We start from the raw sequence: 3,107 nt of genomic DNA, 5'->3' as shown, positions 1-3,107 counted from the left end.
CAAAAACGTCTTAACTTCCTCTCTACTTTTTCTGGGTAAGGTTACGGCTAAGAGATACCATGGCGGTATGACGTGTTAGCTGTACTTTTATACTCATCAACTCAGTATCCAACCTGGATCCCAGTGTCACGCACTGGGATGACAGGGGAATGAGGCACTGGGATCCAGGAAAAAGAATGATGTCATGAAAGTAGCTGACACTGGTTCCTTTATGACGGTGTCATCAGAATAGCCCCTTTCTCGTCATCAGAGTAGCCCCTTTTTTGTCATCCCAGTGCCCAAGCAACAAGGACAACATTGCAAATTTAGAGTTCAAGAGGGTTATTCCTCGAGAACTACTGCGTCAGAAAGCTGGCGTTGAATTTGTATATAATGTTGATCTTGGAGGTTTTTATGAATAATAGTGAGAGAAAAGAGAAATTAGAAACTCGTATTCTATCAAGCAGAGGTAGGTCTTTGCTTGACCATGAGCTACTGGAACGTAATCTATCTGAATACACAGAAGGAAGAGAAGTTGCCAAAAAGCTAATGGAGCTCTTTAGTAGTTTAGGAAGGGTAATTAATGCTGATCTTCACGAGCTAAAAAATGTTACAGGAATGAACGATGGAGCAATAGCAAATATCTTTTGCCTGAAAGAGATTTTCGATAGGATATTGAAAGGTAAGTTAAAAAAGCTGTCGATTCTTGATAATAGAGAAGAGCTACTAAAATACTTTAAAGCAGCAATAGGACAGTCACGAAAGGAAAGCTTACGAGTGGTATACTTAGATCGAAGTGGTCATTTAATATATGAGTATGTTCAAGACTGTGGAACTATAGATAGAGTGCCTCTATATGTGAGGGAAATAATAAAACAGGGATTACTGATTGACGCATCATCTGTTGCAATTTCACATAATCATCCAAGTGGAGATATAGAGCCATCTAAAGAGGATGAAGATAACACACTTACATTAGCTGCAACCTGTGAAAATGTAGGAATGAAATTAATAGATCATATAATCGTAACACAGAAGAGCCATTTTAGTTTTTATGACAGTGGTTTATTGTAATCTGTAGACCGGAAGGAAAGTTCTCTAGCTTTCCTTCTTTTTTTCCACTTCATAAATTAAAAAATTCAATATAAGCTTGAACAGCTAAAATTAGTAATAAAAAGTGGAATTAGGCAAAAAAATAAAGGAACTTAGGTTATACTGTGGTTTAACACAAACTGAGTTAGGAAAAAGAATAGGTGTTTCATATAGGCAGATACAAAGGTACGAAAATGGTTCAAATTGCATTTCAGCCAGTAGACTATATGACTTAGCAAAAGCTCTATCGATTAATGTCGCTGATTTTTTTACTGATGTGCATACAGGCTTACATGAAGCTTACGACGAAGAAATACTAAAATTAGTCAAAGGATATAACGAAATTAAGAGCAAAAGATTACGTAGTGTAGTTTATACGTTAGTAAAATCTTTTTCTCAAAGTTACAATGAAAGTTAGTATTGCCTTAATATATGAGTTAAGATATTAATGAATGATCACGCAAGCTGAACAACATCCTATTGATAAACAAATAGGGGAAAGAATAAGAAAAAGAAGGCTAATGTGTGGCTTTAGCCAAAGAGCCCTAGGAAAAAAGCTTGGAATTTCATTTCAGCATATACAAGGATATGAAACTGGAGAAGTAAGGCTTGTAGTTGATAGGTTGTATAATTTGGCAGAAGCTTTGTCAGTTGATATGTCATATTTTTTTACAAAAGCCTCTGAGGATTTACATGATAAGGCCTTCCATAGCGATACAAGTAGTAAAGAAATATCAAGGCTAGTGAGGGAATACAGGAAAATTAAGGATGGAACGTTGCGTGATATTATTCATTCAGTGATAAAGGCTCTTACTAATAGATAGGTATAGTAGTGCTTCATAAGCAAGAATAGCCTTCTTGCGTTCTACTCCCCAGCGGTACTTATGAATTTTTCCAGACTTACGAATAACACGATGGCATGGTATTAAGTAGGAAATTAGATTGTTAGCAATTGCATTTGCGGTAGCACGTATGGCCTTTGGCTTACCAATTATATGAGCAATATTGGCATAGCTTGTTGTTGTAGCTGTGGAAATCGAAATCAATGCTTGCCAGACTTTAATTTGAAAGTCTGTTCCTCTAACAAGCAAAGAAAATGATCTCTCAGGTATTTGTGTGTTAAAAATATTGCGTACAATTTTTGCCGTTGTTAGCCTATCTTCTTTCAGGTAGGCTTGTGGCCACTCTTTTTCAAGTATCTTAATAGCTGAAGTTTCAAAATCACAAAAAGAAAGGTGACAGATGCTTTGTGTTGTAACTCCAATAAGTGCTTTTCCAAAAATAGTAGAGTGGTAACCATATAAAATATCGATAGATTCTTTATTTTTTCCAGGTGTTATAACCTGATATTTAGCCATACTTAAGAAATCAGTACTGATACAGTTTAAATTGATTTATATTAAAATTAAAGAGTTCAAACGCTACGCAAGACCAATCCACCCCGCAGCGGTTTTGGTTGCTGGAAGTGACTATATTATTTGAGTTTTTAATAACATATGATACTAGGTTAACAATAATTAATTTTAAAGTAAAAAGAAAATTCAAGGAAAACTTATAGTAAATTTTTATATATTTTACTACCACACTCTTAACCATATATTAGCATTATACCACTAGATTTGACACATAAACTCTCAATAACCCTTATCTACCAGGAAGATCATCTGCAGAACTATGCCCTAAGTTGTCTTTTATACGAAGAACATCCTTAACTGATATAAGAGTATTTGGCCTCTGCGCACGATCATTGAAGATGGCGTACGTTAAAACTACTGTATCCCCGTCGGTAATACGCTTATATCCTCTAGCATTAAAATAACTACCTAGCTGAGTATTTGCTTCTACAATTTTTCGCTGTAGCTCTCCAGTACCAGCAAACTTTAACTCTATTACAATTGGATGGGTACCATCTCTCGCTTCCACAGATCTTAACAGAACCAAGTCCACTTTCTGCCCTCCTTCTAAGAAACTTCCTTAACTAGCTCCTCTTGTTGCACTAAAGTATAGCCAAATTCTCGTGCCTTTTTGATCAAAAA

At 35.7% G+C, this 3,107-nt stretch carries 5 protein-coding genes; 3 read left to right on the top strand and 2 right to left on the bottom strand.

Features of this window, described 5'->3' with window-relative positions:
* Positions 1-393: 393 nt before the first annotated feature.
* The 3 genes from OZD70_RS00975 (at position 394) to OZD70_RS00965 (ending at position 1,895) form a co-directional block, all read left to right on the top strand.
* Entirely contained in the window at positions 394-1,053 is a 660-nt protein-coding gene (locus OZD70_RS00975; protein WP_275020285.1) for a JAB domain-containing protein, read from the top strand.
* Positions 1,054-1,156: 103 nt separating this feature from the next.
* Positions 1,157-1,489, top strand: coding sequence for a helix-turn-helix domain-containing protein (locus tag OZD70_RS00970; protein ID WP_275020283.1), 333 nt, complete (start codon positions 1,157-1,159; stop codon positions 1,487-1,489).
* A gap of 34 nt (positions 1,490-1,523) precedes the next feature.
* Positions 1,524-1,895 (top strand): helix-turn-helix domain-containing protein, encoded by a 372-nt coding sequence (locus OZD70_RS00965; RefSeq protein ID WP_275020281.1) that lies wholly within the window; start codon positions 1,524-1,526, stop codon positions 1,893-1,895.
* Here OZD70_RS00965 and OZD70_RS00960 read toward each other — a convergent pair.
* Both OZD70_RS00960 and OZD70_RS00955 read right to left on the bottom strand, forming a co-directional pair.
* Positions 1,866-2,429: a methylated-DNA--[protein]-cysteine S-methyltransferase gene (locus OZD70_RS00960; RefSeq protein ID WP_275020279.1), complete on the bottom strand. Its 564-nt coding sequence runs from the start codon at positions 2,427-2,429 to the stop codon at positions 1,866-1,868. The two genes, OZD70_RS00965 and OZD70_RS00960, sit on opposite strands and share 30 nt — an antisense overlap.
* Before the next feature lie 286 nt (positions 2,430-2,715).
* The gene (locus tag OZD70_RS00955; RefSeq protein WP_275020277.1) at positions 2,716-3,018 is read right to left on the bottom strand and encodes a hypothetical protein; all 303 of its coding nucleotides are present in this window, start codon (positions 3,016-3,018) and stop codon (positions 2,716-2,718) included.
* Positions 3,019-3,107: the final 89 nt, after the last annotated feature.

Origin of the sequence: Wolbachia endosymbiont of Drosophila tsacasi (assembly GCF_028982115.1) — a bacterium.
Lineage (GTDB): Bacteria > Pseudomonadota > Alphaproteobacteria > Rickettsiales > Anaplasmataceae > Wolbachia > Wolbachia pipientis_B.
Note: the sequence above shows the minus strand (reverse complement) of the source record. Positions and strands in the feature narration are given on the sequence as shown.